Raw genomic sequence first — 452 nt, 5'->3', positions numbered from 1 at the left:
GCCGTCTCGAAGCAAATGCTTCCCATCTACGACAAGCCGATGATCTATTATCCGCTGAGCGTTCTGATGCTGGCGGGAATACGCGACATTCTGGTGATTTCGACACCGCACGATTTGCCGCTGTTTCAGAAGCTTTTGGGGGATGGCCGCGATTTCGGCGTGAATTTCTCCTATGCCGAACAACCAAATCCAAATGGGCTGGCGGAGGCGTTCATCATCGGTCGAGATTTCATCGGAGACGATAGCGTTGCGATGATCCTTGGTGACAACATCTATTTCGGCGATGGTCTCTCCAAGCTCTGTCAGCTGGCGTCGACCGGCGAAAAGGGTGGCACGGTTTTTGCCTACCACGTCGAGGACCCGCAACGCTATGGCGTCGTCGAGTTCGACAAGGCCTCGGGGCGGGTGCTTTCCATCGAAGAAAAGCCGGTCAAACCGAAATCCAGCTGGGC

Annotated in this window: 1 protein-coding gene; it reads left to right on the top strand. The window is 55.3% G+C overall.

Annotated features, from left to right (window positions below):
• A partial coding sequence (locus PHA01_RS29155) for a sugar nucleotidyltransferase (protein WP_271899729.1) occupies positions 1-452 on the top strand: 452 nt, incomplete at both ends.

The sequence above is a fragment of the Candidatus Phyllobacterium onerii genome (assembly GCF_028331445.1).
Taxonomy (GTDB): Bacteria; Pseudomonadota; Alphaproteobacteria; order Rhizobiales; family Rhizobiaceae; genus Phyllobacterium; species Phyllobacterium onerii.
The sequence above is the reverse complement of the archived record's forward strand: the minus strand, read 5'-3'. Positions and strand labels throughout refer to the sequence as shown.